The sequence below is a fragment of the Streptomyces sp. B21-083 genome (assembly GCF_036898825.1).
Taxonomy (GTDB): Bacteria; Actinomycetota; Actinomycetes; order Streptomycetales; family Streptomycetaceae; genus Streptomyces.
The window spans coordinates 489,078-511,454 of record NZ_JARUND010000002.1; the positions used below are offsets into that span (position 1 = coordinate 489,078).

The window sequence follows — 22,377 nt, forward strand, 5'->3', positions numbered from 1 at the left end:
CATGGAGACATCGACGACCATGCGTGACACGACCAAGCTGGTGTGCCTTCCGTACGCGGGCGCGGGCGCCTCGTTCTACCGGCCCTGGACCGCCCTGGCAGGCGCCGAGTTGGAAATCGTGGCGCTGCAACTCCCGGGCCGGGAACGGCTGATCGACGAGGAGCCGTACACGGACGTCCACCGGGCGGTCGACGGGCTCCTCGCCCAACTGCGGGCACGCCTCGGTGCCGAGGGCGGCCGGGTGGCCCTCTTCGGGCACAGCCTCGGCGCGGTGCTCGCCTACGAACTCGCCCACCGGCTGACCGCCGAGCCCGGCGTCGAGCCGGTGCACCTGTTCGTCAGCGGGTCACCTGCGCCCGGCAAGGGGCGTGCGGGTCGGGCCACCGGGCTGTCCGACGACGAATTCCTCGCCCGCGTAGGCGAGTTCGCGGGCTACCGCCACCCCGCCTTCGACGACCCGGAGATGCGCGAGCTGCTCCTGCCCGCCCTGCGCGCGGACGTCGAGATGCACGAGAACCACACCCCGTCGACCGAACTCCCCCTGGACCTGCCCCTCACGGTCCTCCGGGGCCAGGACGACGAGCTGGTCGACCATGACGACGCCGTGTCCTGGAGCAAGTCGACCGCCCGCGACTTCACCTACGTCGAACTCCCCGGCGGTCACATGTACTTGACGGAGGTCGCGCCCGCCCTCCTTCATGTCATCGCCTCGAAACTCACCTCGTAGTTCGCCCCGAAACTCGCCCCAAAGCTCGCTTCTTGAAGGAGTTCCCGATGCGTCTGCACGGAAAGTCGGTCTTCGTCACCGGCGCCGCCCGTGGTCTGGGCCGGGCCACCGCGCTCGCCTGCGCCGCCGAGGGCGCCGATCTCACCCTGCTGGACATCTGCGCCGACCTGCCCGGAGTGCCCTACCCGCTGGGCACCCCGGGGCAGTTGGAGCACACGGCCACCCTGTGCCGGGAGGCGGGCGCGGCCGTCCTCACCACCGAGGCCGACATCCGCGACCTCCTTGCCATCCGCAAGGCGGTGACCCTCGCCGAGGACCGGTTCGGCCGGATCGACGTCGCCGTCAACAACGCGGGCATCGCCGCACCCTCCGGCAAACCGGTCCACGAGATCGACGAGGACGAGTGGTCCCTGATGATCGACGTCGACCTCTCCGGCGCCTGGCGGGTGATCCGCGAGGTCGGCAAAGCGATGAGCGCCCGGCGCGCCGGCAGCATCGTCAACGTCGCCTCCACCGCCGGACTCGTCGGCTACCGGCACTTCGCCGGCTACGTCGCCGCCAAACACGCCGTCGTCGGCCTCACCAAGGCCGCCGCGCTCGACTACGCACCGACGAAGGTACGCGTCAACGCGGTCTGCCCCGGGTCGGTGCGCGACGACGCGCAGGCCGAGGGCCGGATGCTCGCCGAGATCGCCAGGGCACTGGACGTACCGGTCCACGAACACGAGAAGACCTTCGTCGAGGCGCAGCCCATGAACGCGCTGATCGAACCCGAGGACGTCGCCGCCGCGATCGTCTTCCTCGCCTCGGACGACTCCCGCCAGATCACCGGGTCCGTTCTGACCGTGGACGGCGGCTTCAGCATCCGCTGAGTCCGGCTCCCCCGAGCACCAAGGAGTAGTACGGCCCGTGAACGCCTCACCGCCCGATCCCACCGGCTGCCACGCGATCCGCGTCCGGTCCGCGCACTTCCCGGCGTCCGTCGGCGACCAGGAACTGTGGATCGAGGACGTGCCCGTTCCGGCCACGGACCCCCTCGCCGAGCGCCGTCGGGCCATCGAACTCGCCCGTCCGGCCCACGACATACGCAGGGTTCTGCTCCGGTACGCCGACGGCGTGTCCGACCTGATCGTCGTGAGCCGACGCGGCGGCCATGACCGTACGCCCGTGGACCGGCCGCCGGCCGCGCCCCCTCCCGCCTGGGGTCTGGGCGGCGACGGTCCTGCCGCCGGCTTCTCTGTCGCCCTCGCTCAGCGAGGTCAGAGGAGTGAGGAAGGACAGGCAGGGGACGAGGCGAGCTGGCTCACCGCACTGGCCGTAACCCTGCGCCGCTACGATCCCGACGTCCCGCCGGTCATCGGCACGGACCACGGCGGCCTCACCGTCGAACAGGCCGCCACGCTCGGCGAGTCGAAGCCCTCCCCCGCGACGAGCCCCGCCCTCACGGGCCTCCTCTTCGCCACCCAGAACGAGCATGAGGGCGACACCGAGGGCGTGAGCCAGTACGTGCCCTGCCTCGCGCCCCCGTTCCCGCTCACCGTGTCCGTCTTCCGGGACTCGGGCTTCCGGGACTCGGGCGGGTGGCATCTGCGCTGCGACTATCTGGGCAGCCACTTCTCCCCGGAGATCGCCGCACAGTTCGTACGGCACCTGGTGCACGTACACGAACAGGTACTGAACCGCCCGCGCACTCCGCCGGCCGATGTCGAGCTGCTCGACGAGGCGGAGCGCGCTCGCACGGCGGCGCTCGGCCGCCCGTCCCGTGCACTGGCCACCGCACCCACCCCCGCGAGCGTGCCCGCCGGACTCGACCGGCTCGTGGCGGCGACGCCGGACCGTGTCGCGCTGACCGATGGCCCGGCCGTCCTGACGTACCGCGAACTCGACGCGCGGGCCGACCGGTTGGCAGCAGGACTGCGGGCAAGCGGAGTCGGCGGCGGCGACCGGGTGGGCGTATGCCTGGAGCGTTCCGCCGAACTCGTCGTCGTTCTCCTCGCCGTACTGAAGGCCGGCGCCACCTATGTGCCCCTGGACCCCGCCTACCCGGCGGACCGGCTCGCCCACACGGCACTGGACGCGGAGTTGGGCGTGGTGGTCACCCGGCTCCCGGAGTTCCCGGCGGTGGCGGACTGCGTACGGGTGACGCCTGACGAACTGACGGACACCTGGACCCCGGAGGGGCACGCGAACCTTCCGTCCCCTTCGCCCGACGACGACGCCTACGTCATCTACACGTCCGGCTCGACCGGCCGCCCCAAGGGCGTCGTCGTACCGCACCGCAACGTGGTCGCCCTGGTCGACGCGACCCGCGACGAGTACGGGTTCGGCGAGGAGGACGTGTGGACGTGGTTCCACTCCGCTGCATTCGACTTCTCGGTGTGGGAGATCTGGGGCTGTCTGCTGACCGGCGGACGGCTGGTCGTGGTGCCGTACTCGGTGTCCCGTGAGCCGGACCGCTTCCGTGATCTGCTCGTCGCCGAGCAGGTCACCGTGCTCAGCCAGACCCCGTCGGCCTTCGCCCAGCTCCTGGACGTCGACCATGCCGACGTGGCTGTGCGGCTCGTCGTCTTCGGCGGTGAACCGCTGGACGCGCGCATGCTGCTGCCCTGGTTCGACCGGCATCCCGAGCGGCTCTGCCGGGTGGTGAACATGTTCGGCATCACGGAGACCACCGTCCACGTCACCGAGCAGACCCTCACCCGGAAACTGGCCCTGGCCGGCACCCGTTCCGTCGGACACGCCCTGCCCGGCTGGCACCTGTACGTGCTCGACCCGGCCGGACGGCTGCTGCCGCCGGGGGTGGCCGGCGAGATCTGCGTCGGCGGCGTGGGGGTGGCGCTCGGCTACCTGGGCCAGGAGGAGTTGACACTCCGGCGGTTCGTGCCGGACCCCGTCACCGGAACCGTCATGTACCGCAGCGGTGACCTCGGGCGACTTCGCCCCGACGGGCGGCTCGAACACCTGGGGCGGATCGACAGCCAGGTCAAGATCCGCGGCTTCCGGATCGAGCTGGACGAGATCCGCTCGGTGCTGCTGGAGGACCCGGACGTCCGGGCGGCGGCCGTGGTGGTACGCCGTGAGGACCCGGACGACTCGGCCACTGCCAGGATCGACGCGTACGTGGTTCTGTCGCCGGGGGGCGATCCGCGCGCGGTCCGCGAGCGGGCCGCCGGGATCCTGCCCGAGTACATGCTCCCGGCCACGGTCAGCGCGCTGGACGCACTCCCCCTGACCCCCAACGGCAAACTGGACGCGGCAAAGCTCCCCGCGCCGACGGCCCGCCGGACACGGGGAGAACTGGGCGCAGGCCCGGTCGTCACCTCCCCCGACGACCTCACCGCGAACCTGACGGACATCTGGAGCGAGGTCCTGGGCGTGCCCGTCGGCCTGGACGACGACTTCTTCGAACTGGGCGGCAACTCCCTGTTCGCGGTCCGTATCAGCGCCGCCCTGCGCGCCCGGGGTCTGCCGGCCCTCCGCCTGCGGGAGCTGTACCGCCACCCAACTGTCCGGGCGACGGTCGCGAACCTCGGGGCGCCCGGCCTCACCCGCCTCGACGGCACCGGCGCCCGGACCGAGCAACTGTCGTGATCCGCCCGCCACTTCAGGCGCGGCGCCTGCCGCCCCGTCCCTCTTTCCTCTACTTGATGCTGATCTCCGCCAGCTGGAGGCGGCGCAGGGTGCTCTCGTCGGAGGCCGGTGCGCCGAGCCTGGTGGTTTGCAGTCGGACGTATCGGCCGGTGGCTGCGGTGAGGGTGTAGGTCTGGGCGGTGCCGTTGGGGTTGGCCTGGCCCGTGACCGTGCGCGCGGTGGTGTAGGAGGTGGCACCCTCCGCCCGGGTCCGCAGGGTGAAGTCGACAGGGAAGCCCGCCGTGCCGCCGCCGACCGCACCGATGTCGGTACGGGGGTGGAGGGTGACGGAGCCGATCGCCCGGTCGGCGCCCAGGTCGACCTCGATCCAGACAGGTGTGGCGCTGACGTCGGCGGAGGTGAAGTCGATACTGGTGAACCCCTTGGCACCGGCCACGCCGACCGTGGTGCCGTCGAGCACCCGCGTCTTGCCCCAATCACCGTTCTCCAGCGTGCAGTTGCTGGTCACCGAGGTCGCGGCGGTGGGGACGGTGAGTTCGGCCAGCTGCAGCCGGTACTTGGCCGGCTCGTCCGCGGCCGGGGCGCCGAGCCTGGTGGCCTGCAGGCGCACATAGCGAGCGACGGTGGTCCTGAACCCGTAGGTCTGCACAAGGCCGCCTGGATCGGGCTGGGCGGTGACGGTACGGACGGTCGTGTACGCGGCGGCAGCGTCCGCGCGGGTCTGGAGGGTGAAGTCCACCGGGAACCCCGCCGTTCCGCCACCGGCGGCGGGGGTGTCGGTGCGGGGGAAGAGGCGTACGGCGTCGAGGTCGGTGTCGGCACCGAGGTCGATCTCCACCCAGACGGGATTCGCGCTGACATCGGCGGAGGTGAACTCGTTACTGGTGTAACCCCGGGCGCCGGTCGCGCTGGTGAGCTTGCCGTCGGTGAGCCGGCTTCTGCCCCAATTGCCGTTCTCCAGGCTGTTGTTGCTGGTGACCGTCCGGCCGAGGGCGAGGTTGTCGAGCCGGCCGGCGCCGGTGACGGTGAACGTCCAGGTCCCCGGCTGGAGGGTGAAGTAGACGTACGAGGAGTCCTTGGCCGTGTAGCTCAGACCGCTGACGCTGCCCGTGGAGGAGCCGCCGGTGAAGACGGTGGTGCCGTTCGCCTTGATGACAGGCTGGGAGCCGCCGTAGGTCGGTACGCCCACGCGGGCCGTCGTGCCGCTCGGCGAGGTGAGGTTCAGGGTGACCGTCGTGCCGTCGCGGGTGATGCCGAAGCGGATGTCGCCCTTGACGGTGGGCGTCACGGCGTTGATCTTCGTGAGGGTGCCGGTCTGAGGGATCACCTCGTACGTCTCCCAGCCTGCCGTGGTGGGGCGCACACCCGCCGCATAGGCGGACAGGGCGTACAGCGGGGCGCCGTTCCAAGCGTGATTGTCGGTGCCTTCCGACTTGACCCACACCTCCCACAGGGTGTGGCAGGCGGGGTCGGCGACCTGGGCGGCGTAACGGTTGCGCATCCGCTCCTCGGCGACGGTGGCCGCACCCATCAGGTACAGCGCCTCCAGGACGTAGAACTCCGTGTAGGGGCTGGCGTTGAGGTGGGTGCGCAGCACGTCGGTGATCGCCGGGTAGTGGCTGGGGGTGGCCAGGCCCGCGACGACGGCGAGGGCGTTGGCCCGGTCGTCGGTGTCGCCGTTGTAGCCGGGCGAGCGGTACTCGTTCTTCGTGGAGTTCCACAGCAGGGTGTCGAAGTTGGCCTTGATGCTGGCGCGTTGGGCCTGCCATCCGGCGACGTCGCCGGTGTTGCCGCTGAGATCGGCGAGCTTGGCGGCGGTGTCCAGGGCGAGGTAGTACCAGCAGTTGTTCAGGACGCGGGTGTCGATGTTGCTGCCCCAGTCCTGCCAGTCCCAGTCGCCGGCGCGGTGGGTCACCAGGCCGTCGCTGCCCAGGCCCCACAGGTCCAGGTACTTCTTCACCGCCGGGTAGGCGCCGGTGACCGTGCTCGTGTCGCCGGTGTAGAGGTGGAACGTCCAGAAGGACCACACCGAGGCGAGCATCTGGTTGGGCAGTTCGGCGGTCCAGATGGTCGAGGGCATCGGGGAGTAGAGCGCCCCGGTGTCCTTCTGCCAGGAGGCCAGCTGGGAGATGGCCTTCTTGCCGAGGGCGTGGGACCTGGTGTCGAAGGTGTAGAAGCCCTCCTTCAGCTGGTTGACCACGTCGCCCCACCACTGGGCGCGTTCACGGGTCGGGCAGTCCATGTAGTTGTCCCGCATGTTGACGTACATGGTGCGGGCGGCCTTGGTCCACACGGTGTCGAAGAAGGCGTCGCTGCTGGTGAACGACCCGTCGAAGTCGGTGTCGTAGCCGGACTCCCGGTACTTGAGATCCACGATGGTCACGCCCGCCGGGATGGTGTACCGCACCGCCGTACCGCTCATCCAGGCCAGCGCCTCGAACTCCTGGACCCCGCCGGTGCAGACGTAGGTGGCGCGGACGTTGAAGATGGTCTTCTGGTCGATGCCGACCAGTCCCTTGCCGTCGTCGTAGTGGTCGGTCTGGATACCGATCACCGTGCCGGCCGGGGCGTCCACCTTGAGGTACGGCGTGACCTGCAGGTTGGACGGCAGGGTGGCGGAGATGGCGGTGCTGCCCTGTCCGGTGGACGGCAGCGACGCCGCATTGGAGTAGGACGTGAGTCCGGAGTAGCGGAACAGCGGGATCGGCCGCTGGACGAGGTCGTTCCAGGGGGCGGCTCCCGCGGCGCCGAAGTCGGTGGGCGCGCTCCAGCCGCTGTCGTCGAAGCCGGGTGACTGCCAGCCCGCGAGGGCGGTGGCGTTGCGGGCGTCGTAGTAGATGTTCGACTCGGGCAGCCGGAAGTTCGCCTGCGAACCGCCGGTGTTGTTCGAGTAGCCGGCGTGCACGGTGTGCTTCCAGCTGGTGTCGCTGACGATCCGGGTGGTCGTGGAGCCGGTGGTGATGTCCGACTGGAACAGCAGTCCGCCCTTGCCGCTGCTGTTGTGCGAGAAGCCCTGCTTGCCGAAGTGCCACACCAGAAGTGCGACGGTGTTGGTGCCGCTGGTCAGGTACGGGGCGAGGTCGATCACGTCGTGGTAGGTGCCCGTGCGGTTCGGGCCGCGCTTGAGCTGGCCCTCGAAGACCACGAGGGTCCCGTTCACCCACAGCCAGTACTTGGAGTCGGCGGCGATCCGCGTGACGGCGCTGCCCGGCTTGGCGGCCAGGTCGAACGACTTACGGAAGGCCACCCATTGGTTCGCCGTGGTGGACGGCGCCCAGATCCACTTGGCCGTCCAGGGGTCCGCGGCGGCGGCCGTCGGGGCGAGGGTGGGCAGCACCAGGGAGCCCAGCACGGGGGCGAGCGCCACGGCTGTGGCGGTGCGGAGGACAGACCTGCGGCTCAGCTGTCGCATCGGGTGTTCCGTTCATGAAGAAGTACGGGTTCGGAAGGCGGTGGGGAAGGATTGGGACCGGCGCGGCTGTCAGCAGCCCTGTACGCCGCTCAGCAGCGTCTCCAGGTCGGCGGCGGCACCGGCGCCGCCGTCCTCGAAGAGGACCTTGTCGGCCAGCGTGGGCAGCTCACGCGCCGGCACGTCCAGATACGGTTCCAGTCGCCGGGCCAGCCGGGCGGGGTCCGTGCCGAGGCCGTGCCGGGCCAGGACACCGACGGTGGCTTCCCACAGACCGGGGACGTCCATCAGGTCCCGTACGGTCGCCACCGTGGCCGTCGCCGGCAGGCAGGGGTCCTCGGTCGTCCAGGTGTGTGTGCCGTGTGTCGCGGCCAAGGTCGGCCGCCCCTCGCCGGGCAGGTGAACGGTGGCCCGCGTCCCCACGGGCACGGTCACCTCCAGGTGGAAGCGCCCCGCCTCGCGCCGCCAGCTCACGGAAGCCTCCCCGTACGGGGTGATGTGCCGGGCGGAGGCATGGGTGAGTGCCCGGTCCGGCAGCGGACGTACGGTCAACTCCCGGTATCCGGGAGCCGCGGGGGCGAGTCCCGCCACCGTGCGGTGCATCCAGTCGGCGACCGCTCCGAGCGCGTAGTGGTTGAAGGACGTCATCTGGCCGGGGTTGACCGTGCCGTCCGGGAGCATGCTGTCCCAGCGTTCCCAGACGGTGGTGGCGCCCATCGTCACCGGATACAGCCAGGAGGGGCAGCCCTTCTCCAGCAGCAGCCGGTAGGCGAGGTCCGGGCGGCCGGTGGAGGTGAGGGCGTCGGTCATCAGCGGGGTGCCGACGAATCCGGTGGCGATCCGGAAGCCGTTCGTGCGAACGAGGTCGGCAAGCCTGAGTCCAGCGGTCGCACGCTGTTCGGACCCGGCGAGCAGCTCCCACTGCAGGGCCATGGCGTACGCGGTCGGCGAGTCGCCCACGATCCGGCCGGCCGGTGTGACGAACGCGCGGGCGAACGCGTCCCGGGTCCGGGCGGCGAGCGCACGGTACTTTCCGGCCTCCTCCGCGCGGCCCAGCACCTCGGCGGTACGGGCGACGACGTCCGCGCACCGGACCAGGCAGGCGGTGGCGACGACGTCCGCGGGCGTGCGGGCGGCGAACGGGTCGTCCGGCGGTGCGGCCGGGTCCAGCCAGTCACCGAACTGGAAGCCGCCCACCCACACGCCGTCGGTGGTGAGCGAAACCGTCTTGTCGACCCAGGCGCGCGCACTGGCGTACTGACGCCGCAGGACGTCGAGGTCGCCGTACCGCTCGTGCAGCACCCAGGGCACCACCGCGGCCGCGTCGCCCCAGGCCGCCGCGGTCGGCGTGTCGACGTCCAGGACGTCGGGGATCACCCAGGGCACCGCGCCGTCTGGATGCTGGTCCGCGGCGAGGTCGGCGAGCCACGAGGAGAGGAAGCCCGCGGAGTCGAAGAGGAAGGAGGCGGTGGGCGCGAAGACCTGGATGTCTCCGGTCCAGCCGAGCCGTTCGTCACGCTGCGGACAGTCCGTGGGCACGTCGAGGAAGTTGCCGCGCGTGCCACGGACGACGTTCTCGTGGAACTGTTCGAGATCCGGGTCCGAACAGGAGAACCAGCCGGTGCGGCGCAGGTCGGTCCCCACGACCACGGCGTGCAGATCCTCGGCCCTCAGGTCCGGCACCCCGGTGATCTCGGCGTAGCGGAACCCGTGGAAGGTGAGTGAGGGTTCGAGGACGGCCTCGGTGGATTCGGCCAGCAGGTAGGTGTCGACGGCGTCGGCCGTACGCAGCGGCCTGGTGCACAGCTCCTCGTCCTCCAGTACCTCGGCGTGCCGGACCGTGACCTCCCGGCCGTCCTCGGCGCCGCGCACCCGTAGCCGCACCCAGCCGACGACGTTCTGACCGAAGTCCGCGAGCGTACGGCCGGACGGCGACTGCCAGACCCTCAGCGCGGGCAGCTCCTCGGTGACGCGTACGGGCGGGCCCTCCGGGGCGACGAGCCGCGACAGCGCCGCGTCCTCTTCGGACAGCAGCGCCACCGGGCCGGTCGCCGGGCCGGGTGTGAAGCGCAGATCGGTGCGCTGGCCCTTGTAGAGGTCGTCCGCGACGACACCGGTGTCTCTGGCCCGCCACTCCTCGTCGGTGCCGAAGACGTCCACCGACCCGTCGGCGTACCGGACTTCGAGCTGAGCGAGGAGGGCGAGGCGGTCGCCGTACAGTGCGCGGGCGCGCCACCAGCCGAGATGACCGCGGAACCAGCCGTTGCCGAGCAGGACGGCGACGGTGTTCGCGCCCTCTGTCAGGAACGCGGTGACGTCGTGGGTCTGGTAGCGCAGCCGGTGGTGGTAACTGGTCCAGCCGGGTGCGAGGACCTCGTCGCCGACCCGGGTGCCGTTGAGGGAGGCGGCGTAGACGCCGTGGGCGGTGGCGTACAGCCGTGCGCTCACCATCCCGGAGCGCAGGACGACCGTTCGGACGAGTTCCGGGGCGGGTGAGTCCAGGCCGCCGTGGTCGCGGGGGGTGATGAACCTGGCGCTCCAGTCCTGTGGCCGCAGCAGTCCCGTCTCTACGGTGGCGGGTTCGCTCCACCCGCTCCAGCTTTCCCCGGCGGCCACCCGTATCCGAACGGTCGCCTGAGCGCGGGGACCCAGGGGCTCGAACGGCCAGGGCACCAGGATCTGCTCGTCCGACTCGACCTGGACGACGTCGGCGCCGTCCAACTCCACCTCGTACGCCGTCTGCCGCCACTCGGGGTCGTCCGTGCGCACCTGCCAGGAGAGCCGTGGCGTCGGGGTGCCCACACCGAGCGGATCGTCCCGGTGTTGGAAGCGGATCGCGGCAACGGTGGTGGTGCTGGGCTCCGGATGCTGCAGGGGCATACCCGTCCCTCCCTCGATGTGGAACGTTCCATGTTTGAAACGACTCAACCATGAGCCGGAGAGGACGGGACGTCAAGAGGGGACGGGAAGGAAATCCGTGCGTCGGATCGACTCAGGGGCACGGGGGCGCGGTGCTGCCGCGCACCACGAGGTGCGGTGTCGACGCCATGACGACGGCACGGTCGCGGCGGTTCTCGATCCGTTCCAGCAGGAGCCGGGCCGCGGTGCCGCCCATCATGGCGCCCGCCTGGTCCACGCTGGTCAGGTTCACCGGAGCGAGGGCGGCCACGGACGTGTTGTTGTATCCGGCGAGCGAGAGATCCTCGGGAATGCGCAGGCCCAGCTCGCCCGCGGCCCGGAAGACGCCGGTCGCGGCGACGTCGGCGCCGGCGAAGATCGCGGTGGGCGGACGTGCGGAGGTGAGCAGTTCCATGGCACCGCGGTAGCCGCCCTCGTCCGAGTACCCCGAGTTCACGACCCGGGCCAGGTCGGCCAGACCGTGCCGGGCCATCGCCTCGCCGTAGGCGGCCCGGACATGGTGTTCCGGCCGCTGCTGCCACTGGATGCCGCGGACCGTGGGGTGCGACAGATGGGCGATGTCCCGGTGCCCCAGGCCGACGAGGTGGTCCACCACGAGATCGACGCCGATCCCGTCCTGGTTGACCACGCAGTCGTACGCCGGCGAGGGGTCGTGATGCCCGAGGACCACCGTCGGCACGTCGGCGGCGACACGCACCACCTCCGCACGGGGGACGGCGGGGGCGATCAGGATCAGGCCGTCCATCTGCCGGTCCACCATGGCGTGGATCAGTTTCGTCTGGTCGTCCTTCTCGGCGGAGCCGCTGGAGCCGATGAACACCGCGTACTCGGTGTTCCGCAGCGTCGCGTCGACCCCCTCCAGGAGGTCGGCGTAGAAGGCGTTGCGGATGCTCGCGAGCAGCACGCCGATCGTGTAGGTACGGCCCCGCATGCCACGGGCGGCGGCGTGCGGGCGATAGCCGAGTTCGGCCATCGCGGCCCGCACCCGCTCACGCATGGCCGGGCTCACGCCATAGGCGTTGGTCAGCACCTTCGACACGGCGGAGGTCGACACTCCAGCACTGCGCGCGACGTCGGCGATGGTTACTCTCTTCGAGCCGCCCGTTGGACGCATGGGGTCCCCACCTCCGCTGTCGTGCACCACACGCCCCACTTCGGCGTTTCCGGAACGTTACCCGCAGATGACTTGACGGCTCCGCCGGTGCGCCTCAATCTTTGGGCATTCCCTTTGTGGCACGTTACACGAAGGGCCTGGAACGACAAGCCCGGCGGACAGCCACATCGCAGCGGACCTCCCGGGACCCGACAATCGGCCGCGACGGAAGGCAGACCGATCCGGCATCGAGCCGCACCACTCCGCGCCCGGTCGCCCCGATTCCTGACTGAAACGATTCATCGACGCTCGAACGAAGGAACTTCCATGAGGTCAAGCACTCTCGCCAAGAGAAGGGCTGTGGTGGCCGCGGCCGTCGTCATGCCGCTCGTGCTCAGCGCCTGCAGCGCCGGATCCCTCGGCTCGTCCAGCGAGGACGGCGCTGCGACGTCGATCAAGCTCCTCGTCGACAACGCGCCCGACAACCTCCAGTCCGCCCAGCAGTTGGCCAAGGCCTTCGAGGTGAAGAACCCGGAGATCAAGGTGAGCGTGGAGACACGTCCCGGCGGCACCGAGGGCGACAACCTCATCAAGACCCGGCTGCAGACGGACAGCATGGACGATCTCTTCGTCTACAACGTGGGTTCCCTGTTCCAGCAGATCGACCCGACGAAGACGCTCACGCCGATCACCCGGGACCCGTATGTCAAGAACCTCGACGAGTCCTTCCTCCCGCAGGTCACGGTGGGTGGCCAGACCTACGGCGTCCCGCTGGGCTCGGCTCTCGGCGGCGGCGTCCTCTACAACAAGAAGGTCTACGACAGCCTCGGTCTGACGGTGCCCAGGACCTGGGCGGACTTCATCGCCAACAGCGAGAAGATCAAGGCGGCCGGTATCGCCCCGGTCATCCAGACCTACCAGGACACCTGGACCTCCCAGCTCCTGGTGCTGGGCGACTTCCACAACGTGGCGGCGGCGCGGCCGGACTTCGTCAAGGACTACACCGCCGACAAGGCGAAGTACTCCACGGACCCGAGCGCGTTCAAGGGCTTCCAGCACCTGCAGCAGATCCACGACCTGAAGCTGCAGAACTCCGACTACGCGTCGGCCACCCTCGTCAAGGGTCTGCAGATGCTGGCCACCGGCAAGGGCGCCCAGTACCCGATGCTCTCCACCGTCATCAGCGCCATCAGGACGAGCAACCCGGACCAGCTCAACGACATCGGCTTCTTCGCGCTGCCCGGGGACGACGCCGCCGCCAACGGGCTGACCGCCTGGTTCCCGAACGCCCTCTACGTTCCGAAGACCACCACGGGTGACAAGCTCGCCGCGGTGAAGAAACTCCTCGCGTTCGCCGCCAGCCCGGCCGGCTGCGCGGCCCAGGCCAAGGCGTCGACGCCGACCGGGCCCTACCTGGTCAAGGGCTGCACCCTGCCGACGGACGTTCCGACGATCACCAAGGACGTCGCCGCCTACTTCACGGACGGCGCCCAGAGCCCGGCGCTGGAGTTCCTGTCCCCGGTGAAGGGGCCGAGCCTCGACCAGATCAGCGTCCAGGTCGGCTCCGGCATCACCAACGCCAAGACGGGCGCGACCCAGTACGACAAGGACACCAGGAAGCAGGCTCAGCAGCTCGGTCTGCCGGGCTGGTAGGAACGCACGTCAGTGCCTCCCCGCCCCCACCGAAGGAAAAAAGTGGGAATGGGTGGCACCCGAGAGAGGTCGAACGATGACCACAGTTGTACCGACCGGGCCCCCGACGGCCGAGCAGCCGAAAGCACCGGGCAGGGCACACCGGTCCCGCGGAACTCACAGTTCCTATCCCACCTGGTTCTACCTTCCCGCGGCGGCCGTCTACGGGGTGCTGTTCCTGGTCCCCACCCTCGCGTCGTTCTACTTCAGCCTCACCAGGTGGACGATCTTCAAGTCGACCTTCATCGGGCTGGACAACTACACCGAGTTCTTCCAGGAGCCCGCCCTCGTCAAGGGCTTCGTCAACACGTTCCTCTACGCGGTCGTCACCTCGGGACTCAAGGTCGTCATCGGCCTCGCCCTCGGGATCCTGCTGACCAGCCAGATCCAAGCGCGCGGCTATCTGCGCTCAGTGGTGTTCTTCCCCGTGCTGGTCAGCACCGTGGGCGTCGGCATCACCTTCACCGCCTTCATGGATCCTTCCACCGGCGCGATCAACAAGGCCCTCGCCACGATCGGCATCGACGGCCCCGGATGGCTGACCGAGCCGTCGCTCGCGTTGTTCTCGGTGGCCCTCGTCGACGTGTGGAAGGGCGTCGGCCTGGCGACCGTCATCTACATCGCCGGCATCGTGTCCATCCCGGACGAGTACTACGAGGCGGCGAAGCTCGACGGTGCGGGGGCGTGGCAGCTGCTGCGCAACGTGGTCCTGCCGCTGAGCTGGCCGGCCACCTCCACGGTGATCATCCTGTCCCTCATCGGTGGTCTGCGCTCCTTCGACCTCATCTGGGCGATGACCCGCGGCGGACCCGGCTTCAGCTCCGACGTGGTCGCCTCCGTCATCTACAAGCAGTACCAGGCGGGCTTCTACGGTCTGTCGACCGCCGGGAACGTCATCCTCTTCCTGGTCGTGACGGCGATCATCGTCCCGCTGTCGCGTTTCCTGGCCCGCAAGGAGGTGCAGCGATGAGAAACCCCACCCGCACCTGGCTGGGAGTCCTCTCGGTCGCCGTCAGCATCGTCGTCTTCGTGGTGCCGTTCGCGTTCATCGTGCTGACCGCCGTCAAGGACCCGCAGCAGGCCGCGCAGCTCGACTTCTCCTGGCCACGCCACTTCCGACTCGTCGACAACTTCGTGCAGGTGATCGAGGCGCGGGACTACATCCTCGTCATCGCGTTCGTCAACAGCATGGTCCTGACCGTCGCGAGTGTGACGGCGATGGTCGTGCTCGGTGCGATGGTCGCCTTCGTGCTGCAGCGCCGGATCACCCGGTGGACAGGGTTGATCAACTTCCTGGTCCTGTCCGGGCTGATCATCCCGCCGGCGGTCGTCCCGACGATCTGGGTCCTGCAGAAGGCCGGACTGTTCGGCACTCTGCCCGGGCTGATCCTCGTGGAGATCGCTTTCGGACTCTCCTTCTCCATTCTGCTGTTCCGCGCCTTCATCGCCACCATCCCGCGCGAACTCGACGAGGCCGCGATCATCGACGGCGCCTCCCCGCTGCGGCTCTTCTTCCGGGTCGTCCTCCCAATGCTCCGCTCGGTCGTCGTGACGGTGATCGTCGTCCAGTCGGTGGCCGTCTTCAACGACTTCACCAACCCGCTGTACTTCCTGCCCGGCGAGCAGAACGCCACCGTCCAGCTGACCCTCTTCAACTTCCAGAGCCAGTACAGCACCAGCTACAACCTCCTCTTCATGGACATCCTCCTCATCACGATCCCGCCGCTGGTCATGTTCCTGTTCTTCAACCGGCAGATCGTGGCGGGCATGACCGCGGGGGCGGTCAAGGGCTGAGCACTGCCCCTAGCAACACCTCACCGATACAAAGGAGTTTCGTGTGACCACCCCGCATGCCGAAGGCATCCTCCTCCGGATACCCGGACGACGGCACCGTCCCGTCCTCGCCGCTCTGCTGGCCGCCACCCTGGCCGTTCTCGGTCTGATCGCGGCCGGCCGAGCGCAGGCGCTCGGCGGTGACATCCGTATGCACGACCCGTCCGTCATCAAGGTGGGCAACTGTTCCTACGGCTTCTCCACCGGGTTCGAGAACGACCCGCTCAATCCCAGCGGGTCCATCACCGAGCGCCGGACATGCGACGCCACGGCGGCGACCGGCTGGACCAAGATCGGCAACATCTGGGAGTCGACGCCGTCCTGGATCACCACCAAGCTCGGTGCGACGCCGCCGAACATCTGGGCCCCCGACATCAAGTACTTCAACGGCAAGTACCACCTGTACTACGCCGGTTCGCGCTGGGGCACCTCGTACGCGGTGATGGGCCTGGCCACCGCCACCAGCATCGAGGGCCCCTGGACCGACCAGGGCATGGTCACCGACGTCGACTACCCCATCGACCCCAACGTCGACTGGGGACCCGACGGCCGGCTGTACGTCTCCTGGGGCTCCTGGACCGGCTCCGGCACCTATATGCACGTCCTGGACGAGTCCACCGGCAAGCTGTCCACCACGGACAACAACCTGTGGCACATCGCCGTCGGCATCGAGAACCCGACGATCATCCTCAACGGCGGCTACTACTACCTCTTCGGCTCCAAGGGCCTGTGCTGCAGCGGAACCAACAGCACCTACTACACGGTCGTCGGACGGTCCACCGCCATCACCGGCCCCTACCTCGACCAGGCCGGCACGGACATGGCGTCCGGCGGCGGAACGACGGTGCTCGCGGGTGCGTACCCCAAGGTGGCGGCCGGGGGCGCGGACGCCTTCGACGACGGCGCGTCGAAGTTCCTCGCCTACCACTACTACGACGGCGACAACAACGGGCAGGAGTCACTGGACATCCGCCAGGTCACCTTCGCCGGGGGCTGGCCCGTCCTCGCCGCCCCGCTGGGCTCCGCGAACAACCACCTACTGAACCGCAACAGCGCCAAGTGCGCGGACGTCTGGTTCGCGAGCGGCGCCGACGGTGCGTCGGTCAACTCCGGGAACTGCAACGCCGGAACCAACCAGCAGTGGATGCTGAGCCCATCCGGGTCGAACTTCCGTCTGATCAACGTCAACAGCGGCAAGTGTCTCGAAATCCCGGGCGGCGCCACGGCCGACGGTGCGACCGCCGACCAGTGGACCTGCGACGGCGGCACACACCAACTCTGGCGCAGGACATCGGTGATCGGCGGCTATGTCACCTTCACCAATGTCACCAGCGGACTGTGTCTCCAGGTCACCGGAGGGTCGACCGCCAACGGAGCCACCCTGAACCAGTCGAGCTGCAACAGCGGCGCGAACCAGCAGTGGCTCCCTGTCTGACGCTTCGCTGGCGGCTGCGGTGCCGAGGGGCACCGCAGCCGCGTCGCGCGTCCGGTCGGCGGGGGTCCGTCAGCGGAGTCGGGCGTTGACGCGGCAGCGCCCGGACGCCAGCCGGCAGACGTACACCCCGTCGGTGTGTTCGATGAAGCGGACGCCCTCCGAACGCGCCGGCGGAGCACGTCCCTCGCGGACCGCGTCCCTCGCGGACCGCGTCGGCCGACACCGCCGGGTCGCCCTCGTCTCGCGTGACGTCAAGATGCCGCGCGCGCCGCACGATTGTTTCGGCGGCGGCCTCGCGCGGCGGTGACGAGGCGTCCGCCGGGCGGGAGTTTCAACTGGCAGCTGTCGACGGAGACGCAGAACAACTCCTTCAACGGCTGGTCCGTCCGCACCGACATCACACCCCCGGCCGGTCTGAAGCCGATCTGGGAGTACCCGGACGCCCACGTCGACGGCTTCCCCCGCTTCATGTCCGACCGCGCTGCCGTCGAACGCTGGAAGCAGACCTTCGCCCTCTACTTCGGCGAGGTCAAGGGCGACCCCACCCCCGGCTCGCTCGGACCGCACCCGGGGGCGTAGCGGCGGGCGGACGTCGGTCCATGCCGAGCAGCGACGATGTGGACCTGCGCCCGAGAAGGGCCGGGTGGTGGCACGGGGACTCCGCGCGGTTCGCGCTCCCTCGGGCCGGTGTGCGGTCGACGCACGCCTTGCCGGAGCCCGGCCGCGTACGGACGGTTCGACCGCGTCGGGTCAGGCCTCGGCCAGGGGAAGGGTCACCTCGAAGCGGCAGCCGCCGGGTACGTTGCGCACGGCGGCCTGTCCACGGTGTGCCTCGACGATGCCCCGGACGATGGCGAGGCCGAGCCCCGCGCCCGCCGGAGGGGTACGGGCATGCGTGCCGCGCCAGCCGGTGTCGAAGACCCTCGGCAGGTCGTCGTCCGGGATGCCTCCGCAGCCGTCGGTGACGGACACGACGACACCGTCCGGGGATCGCTCGGCGGCGACCGCGACCGTGCCGTCCGAGGGCGTCCGGCGGATCGCGTTGACCAGCAGATTGCTCAGTACCCGGCTCATCTCCTTGCCGTCGACCTCGACCGGCACCGGCTCGATGCGATCGCCGATCAGCCAGACGCCGTGCTCTCGGGCGAGAGCGTCCGCTCCGGCGAGGGCGTCGCCGACCAGGTCGTACATGGAGATGCGCGAAGGGGAGAGCGCGAGCGCCCCGGCGTGTATGCGGGAGAGTTCGAAGAGGTCCCCGACCATGTCGTTGAGACGTTCGACTTCCGTGCGCATCTGCCGGAGGTAGCGCTGAGGGTCGGCGGCGACTCCGTCCTCCAGGGCCTCGGACATGGCGCGCAGTCCCGCGAGTGGGGTGCGCAGGTCGTGCGAGATCCACGCGACCAGTTCGCGCCTCGATGTCTCCAGGGCGCGCTCACGGTCGCGGGACGTGGCGAGCTTCGCACTGGTGCTGGCCAACTCCCGGCTCAGCTCGGCGAGTTCGGCGTTCGCCGAGCCGTGGGGAGCCGCGAAGTGGCCGCCGTCGCCGAAGGAACGGGCAGCGGCGGTGAGCGCCCTGCTGCCGGCGACGACCCACCGGCCGAGCAGCAGGGCGGTGGCCAGGGAGACGACCGCCGCCATCGCGACGACCATCGTGACGACGGTCAGGTCGTGCGTGGACAGGAACATGGCCCTAGCCACGGACAGCGTGCCCGCCAGCATGGCCGTCACGGCCACGGCCGCGACCACAGCGAGAGACGTGGTCAGCGAGCGTCGCCTGATCAGCCACAGGACGCCCGCCCCGAGCAGCCCGGCCGCGACAGCGCCGAGAAAGGCGAACAGGGCGATCAGCAGGAGGTCACGCACGCTCATACCGCCTCCTCGAACGGGGTGGCGTCGAAGCGGTAGCCCACTCCCCACACCGTCTGGATCAGCTGCGGCCGGGCCGGATCGTCCTCCACCTTGCCCCGCAGCCGACGTACATGGACGGTGACGGTGGACAGATCGCCGAAGTCCCAGCCCCACACTTCCTTCATCAGTTCCTCGCGACTGTAGGCACGCCCGTGGTTGCGCAGAAGAAAGGCGAGGAGGTCGAACTCGCGGAGTGTGAGGCTGAGTTCGGCGCCGTTCTTGGTGGCGCGTCGGGCGGCCGGGTCGACGGTGATGCCTGCCCCGTGCACCGGGTGAGCCGCTGGGGCGGGCCGGGACCGGCGCAGTACCGACTCGACCCGCAGGACCAGCTCACGGGGGCTGAAGGGCTTCGTGACGTAGTCGTCGGCGCCCACTTCGAGGCCCAGGATCCGGTCGCCCTCGTCGCCCCGGGCGGTGAGCATGATGACCGGCACAGGCCCGCGGGCCCGGATACGGCGGCACACCTCCAGGCCGTCCATGCCGGGCAGCATCAGGTCGAGCACCACCAGGTCCGGCCGGTGCGCGGCGGCCCGCACGAGCGCTGACGGCCCGTCCCCGGCCCGGTCCACGTCGTACCCGGCACGGTCGAGATAGCCGGAGACGACCTCGGCGACCGTCGGATCGTCGTCCACGACGAGGACGCGCATGGCGCCTCCACGCCCACGTGGAGGAAGCTCGGAACCCGCCGATTCGTGCGACTGCTGCATGCCTCCAGTTTCCCACCTGCCTCGATTCCGTGCGGCACGGCCGTCCGCACGTCCGCGTTTCGTAAGAACCTGGCTCCGCCGCCCGTGGGGCTCGATCGAGCGGGCATCGCTGTCAGTTGTCACCACCCCGTCAGCAGCAGGTGGTTGAGGAGCAGAGCGAGGGTGGCCTGTGCGGCCAGCCAGGCGCGTGGGCGGGTCAGGAACGCGCATGCGGGGAGCAACCAGAGTGCGAACGGCAGCCAGATACGCTCCGTCTCCGCCTTGCTCATGCCTGAGAGGTCGGCGGCGAGGAGGGCGAGCAGCGCGGCGAACACGAGCACCGCGAGCCGGGATTCGGGGGCGTCGACGCTCGCGCGAGGGAGCCCACGAAGCCCCTTGCGAACCGGCGCCGCGCCGGCTCGCCGCAGGCCCGCGACCGTCGCCGGCCCCACCAGCAGCACCGTGCACGCGAGGTTCGCCCACACCCAGTAGCCGTACGGCCGGACACCGCCGGCCCCCTGGAAGTAGCGGGTGACGAGCAGGTGGTACGCCTCCCACCAGTTGAAGCCGGCGAAGGTGAAAGCGGCCGGGACGACCACGAGTCCGGCGAGGACGTACGGGAGCGGGCGCAGGCGTCGGGAGCCGAGCAGCACGACGCCTGCGGCGATCACGGCGAACAGTGTCAGGCCGTACGAGAGATACGCGGTGAGGCCGAGGAGGAGCCCGGAGGCGAGGCCCGTCGACCGGGGCCGGCGTCCGGTGACCGCGAGGGCGAGGAAGGCGAGGGCCCAGGCGGCGACGGCCGCGAAGTAGCCGTCCGCGGAGGTGCCCATCCACACGGCTGCCGGGGCCAGGACGAGGAAGGGGGCCGCCCGGCGCGCGAGCGCCTCCCCGCACAGGACGCGCACGGTGACGAGAACCGCCACGGCCGCTGTCGCGCCGACGGTGACGCACCAGACGCCCGCCCAGGCGCCGCCGCCGAGCCCGATGCGGTCGAGGAGGACGAAGGTGAGGGTGGCTCCGGGGGGATGTCCGGCGACGTGCGCGGGCCAGGCGCCGGGTGAGTGGATCAGAATGTGGTGAGTGAAGTCCCGTAGGGCGGCGGGAATGTCGTGGAAGCGGTTGACGGGGTCGATGACCTGCAGGTATTCGTACTTGGTCGTCAGTCGCCGGGCGATCCCGCGCTGCCAGCCGTCGACCAGGGCGAGCGAGAACGTCCACGCCGTGGCGGTGCCGTAAGCGGTGACCAGCAGGGCGCGCCAGGGCAGCCGGGCGGCGAGGAGCGGCCCGTACGCGACGACGGTGACGGCCACGATGATCGCGGCGGGGGTGCCGGGGCCGAGGTGCGGCTCCCAGTGGCCGTACAGGGGCGGGAAGCTGACATGAAGGGTGCCGTATCGGTGCTCGATGGCGGTACCGATCACAGCGGCCGTCGTGACGAGCAGGGCTGCGGTCAGGACCGCGTAGAGGTCCCGGAGAAGATCGCGGTTCACACCCGGCACGCTAGGCCGGGGCGGGCCGGACATGGCCCTGGCGAGCCAGGGCGTCAGGGTTTCGTCATGAGTCTCGGGCCCTGTCTTCCCCGAGCCGGGAGGTGCGGTTGAGGAGACAGGGGGGAGAGCCTTTTTCATCTCCCTGCCACCACCCTGCCCGGCGACAGGTCACTGTCCTGCCGACTGCTGATCACGGTGGTGATCCCCCTCTGGTCACTGCGGTCACCGCGGTTGCGCAGGGCGACGAAAGAGCGGCCGCCGGTCGTCCACTGGCGCTCCGGGTGCCAGCCCGCGTGCGTCGCGAGCCGGAGGAGGGCGGGAGTGCCGAGGCGGGCCCAGGGGAAGGGTGGCCCGGCGGACCCGTGAGCGTCGGCGGTGAGTCGGACGACCTGGACGGTGACGCGTTCGCCGACCTCGCTGTCGGGGGCCGTCTCGGTGATCAGGAGGCCGCCATGGCCGAGGAGTTGGGACATCCGCCGCAGGAGGGCGCCCGGATCGCCGCCGATACCGATGTTGCCGTCGATGAGGAGGACGGTGTCCCAGCGTCCTTCGGCGGGAAGCGGTTCGAAGACGGAGCGGCGCAGCGCCTGGCCGCCGAGCCGCACGGTGCGGGTGACGGCGGCTTCGCTGATGTCGACGCCTAGGGCGGGCAGGCCACGGGAGGCGAGTTCGGCGACGAGCCGCCCCGGCCCGCATCCGACATCGAGTACGGCCCCTTCACAGTGGTCCAGGACCCTCATGTCCGCCGCGTCGGCTCCGGCACACCAGCGTTCCACTTCCAGCGGCAGCAGCCAGCCGTCGGACCGACGCAGGAAGAGCGGCCCTCGGCCTTCGACCAGGGCCTCGGAGTACGGGTCGGCGGACCAGGGGCGCTGGGTGCCGGGCAACGTGACAGTCGCGGGACAGTCCGAGCCGGTCGTCCTGGGCGAGGTGATCTCGTGTGCGGTGCTCATCGGCCGGCGGCCACCCCGAGGCGCCCCAGCTCGGCGGCGAACCGGCTGTCCGGGGCCGACGCGGCGACCGCCTCCGCGTCGCGGGCGGTGTCCACGTCCCGGAGGCGCGGCAGCTCGCGCACCCGCAGGCCCGCCATGACGAGCCGCTCATGCTGTACGGCGCCTGTCGTGGGCGTCGACATCGGCACACCCCGCAGCAGTTCGGGGTCGGGGCGGGCCAGGCCAAGCGCCCAGAAGCCGCCGTCCTCGGCCGGGCCGAAATACGCGTCGCAGTCGGCGAAGTCCACGGTGAGCAGCGCGGGCGTCACCTGCGGGGTGTCCATACCGATGAGCAGCGCGGGTCCGTCGCAACCGGCGAAGGCGGCGGCCAGGCGCTCGTCCAGACCTCCCGCGCACTGCGGGACGACGTCGAAGCCGGGCGGCAACCAGGGGCCCGGAACACCGTCGAGCACCAGTACGCGACGCCGGGCGGGGGTGGCCGCCACTGCCCGCAGGGTGTCCACGAGCGCGGCCTCGGCGAGCGCCGCCGCTTCCTGGGGTGTGAAGGGCGGGGTGAGCCGGGTCTTGACCCGACCCGGCCTCGGCTCCTTGGCGATGACGAGGAGTGTGGTCACTGAGCGGTTCCTTATGCGGTTCAC

The 22,377-nt window shown here is 70.2% G+C and carries 15 protein-coding genes and 1 pseudogene; 8 read left to right on the forward strand and 8 right to left on the reverse strand.

The window, feature by feature from the left end:
* Window positions 1–19: 19 nt before the first annotated feature.
* From QA861_RS26215 to QA861_RS26225, 3 genes are read left to right on the forward strand one after another with little or no spacing between them, the layout of a single operon-like run.
* Entirely contained in the window at window positions 20–727 is a 708-nt protein-coding gene (locus QA861_RS26215; RefSeq protein ID WP_334591033.1) for a thioesterase II family protein, read from the forward strand.
* A 47-nt stretch (window positions 728–774) separates the two neighbouring features.
* Complete coding sequence (locus QA861_RS26220; RefSeq protein ID WP_334591034.1) at window positions 775–1,599, forward strand: SDR family oxidoreductase; 825 nt, start codon at window positions 775–777, stop codon at window positions 1,597–1,599.
* A gap of 37 nt (window positions 1,600–1,636) precedes the next feature.
* Window positions 1,637–4,318, forward strand: a complete 2,682-nt coding sequence (locus QA861_RS26225; protein ID WP_443041582.1) for a non-ribosomal peptide synthetase — start codon at window positions 1,637–1,639, stop codon at window positions 4,316–4,318.
* Between the two features lie 49 nt (window positions 4,319–4,367).
* Here QA861_RS26225 and QA861_RS26230 read toward each other — a convergent pair whose 3' ends face one another.
* The 3 genes from QA861_RS26230 to QA861_RS26240 form a co-directional block, all read right to left on the reverse strand.
* Entirely contained in the window at window positions 4,368–7,730 is a 3,363-nt protein-coding gene (locus QA861_RS26230; RefSeq protein ID WP_334591035.1) for an alpha-L-rhamnosidase-related protein, read from the reverse strand.
* Between the two features lie 69 nt (window positions 7,731–7,799).
* Window positions 7,800–10,607, reverse strand: coding sequence for a family 78 glycoside hydrolase catalytic domain (locus QA861_RS26235; protein ID WP_334591036.1), 2,808 nt, complete (start codon window positions 10,605–10,607; stop codon window positions 7,800–7,802).
* 112 nt (window positions 10,608–10,719) lie between these two features.
* On the reverse strand, window positions 10,720–11,760 hold the full coding sequence (locus QA861_RS26240; RefSeq protein ID WP_334591037.1) for a LacI family DNA-binding transcriptional regulator: 1,041 nt from the start codon (window positions 11,758–11,760) through the stop codon (window positions 10,720–10,722).
* A 306-nt stretch (window positions 11,761–12,066) separates the two neighbouring features.
* Here QA861_RS26240 and QA861_RS26245 point away from each other — a divergent pair, with 306 nt between their 5' ends.
* The 5 genes and pseudogenes from QA861_RS26245 to QA861_RS26265 all read left to right on the forward strand — a co-directional run.
* Window positions 12,067–13,392: an ABC transporter substrate-binding protein gene (locus QA861_RS26245; RefSeq protein WP_334591038.1), complete on the forward strand. Its 1,326-nt coding sequence runs from the start codon at window positions 12,067–12,069 to the stop codon at window positions 13,390–13,392.
* A gap of 76 nt (window positions 13,393–13,468) precedes the next feature.
* Window positions 13,469–14,401, forward strand: coding sequence for a carbohydrate ABC transporter permease (locus QA861_RS26250; RefSeq protein ID WP_334591039.1), 933 nt, complete (start codon window positions 13,469–13,471; stop codon window positions 14,399–14,401).
* Window positions 14,398–15,225 (forward strand): carbohydrate ABC transporter permease, encoded by an 828-nt coding sequence (locus QA861_RS26255; RefSeq protein ID WP_334591040.1) that lies wholly within the window; start codon window positions 14,398–14,400, stop codon window positions 15,223–15,225. Before QA861_RS26250 ends, QA861_RS26255 begins: the two co-directional genes overlap by 4 nt.
* Window positions 15,226–15,268: 43 nt before the next feature.
* Window positions 15,269–16,699, forward strand: a complete 1,431-nt coding sequence (locus QA861_RS26260; protein WP_334591041.1) for an RICIN domain-containing protein — start codon at window positions 15,269–15,271, stop codon at window positions 16,697–16,699.
* A gap of 333 nt (window positions 16,700–17,032) precedes the next feature.
* Window positions 17,033–17,278, forward strand: a pseudogene (locus tag QA861_RS26265) (ABC transporter substrate-binding protein); the annotation flags it as partial.
* Between the two features lie 171 nt (window positions 17,279–17,449).
* Here the strand turns inward: QA861_RS26265 and QA861_RS26270 are convergent.
* The 5 genes from QA861_RS26270 to QA861_RS26290 all read right to left on the reverse strand — a co-directional run bounded on the left by QA861_RS26270 (window position 17,450) and on the right by QA861_RS26290 (window position 22,353).
* Complete coding sequence (locus tag QA861_RS26270) at window positions 17,450–18,562, reverse strand: sensor histidine kinase (protein ID WP_334594848.1); 1,113 nt, start codon at window positions 18,560–18,562, stop codon at window positions 17,450–17,452.
* Window positions 18,563–18,564: 2 nt separating this feature from the next.
* A complete protein-coding gene (locus tag QA861_RS26275; RefSeq protein WP_443041583.1) occupies window positions 18,565–19,314 on the reverse strand; it encodes a response regulator transcription factor in 750 nt (249 codons plus the stop codon).
* Between the two features lie 119 nt (window positions 19,315–19,433).
* Window positions 19,434–20,819 (reverse strand): hypothetical protein, encoded by a 1,386-nt coding sequence (locus QA861_RS26280; RefSeq protein WP_334591043.1) that lies wholly within the window; start codon window positions 20,817–20,819, stop codon window positions 19,434–19,436.
* Window positions 20,820–20,920: 101 nt separating this feature from the next.
* Complete coding sequence (locus QA861_RS26285) at window positions 20,921–21,739, reverse strand: class I SAM-dependent methyltransferase (protein ID WP_334591044.1); 819 nt, start codon at window positions 21,737–21,739, stop codon at window positions 20,921–20,923.
* Window positions 21,736–22,353, reverse strand: coding sequence for a TIGR04282 family arsenosugar biosynthesis glycosyltransferase (locus tag QA861_RS26290; protein WP_334591045.1), 618 nt, complete (start codon window positions 22,351–22,353; stop codon window positions 21,736–21,738). The genes QA861_RS26285 and QA861_RS26290 overlap by 4 nt, the downstream gene beginning before the upstream one ends.
* Window positions 22,354–22,377: the final 24 nt, after the last annotated feature.